The 356-nt window shown below is 61.5% G+C and carries 1 protein-coding gene; it reads right to left on the reverse strand.

The features are described 5' to 3' along the window. The coding region (locus tag ACLEJQ_RS25815; RefSeq protein ID WP_440799935.1) for an immunoglobulin-like domain-containing protein at window positions 1-356 on the reverse strand (356 nt) is incomplete at both ends.

Raw genomic sequence — 356 nt, forward strand, 5'->3', positions numbered from 1 at the left:
CCGTCGATCTCCAGCTTCTCGTAGTTGCCGCCCTTGGCGTCGTCGATCTTGACGCTCAGGTTGTCGCCGCCAGCGAGGGCATCGTTTGGCGTAACGAAGTTCACGCTGCCCGAGCTTGCGCCAACTGGAATGGTGATGGTTTGACCGTTCGACAGGGTGACGACCAGCGGGGCGCCGGTGACTGGGGCGTTGACCGAGGCGGTGTAAACCACCGTTCCACCTTCGGCGACGGTCGAAGTGGCCGACAGGCTCACAGTCGAAGTGTCGATGGTATCGGTGACGTCAGTGACCGCGGGCGTGGTGCTTGGCACCAAGTTCTCGAAGTTACCGCCCGTGGCTTTATCGATGCTGACTTC

Source organism: Pseudomonas sp. SMV71, assembly GCF_052042015.1.
In the GTDB taxonomy this organism is placed as follows: Bacteria; Pseudomonadota; Gammaproteobacteria; order Pseudomonadales; family Pseudomonadaceae; genus Aquipseudomonas.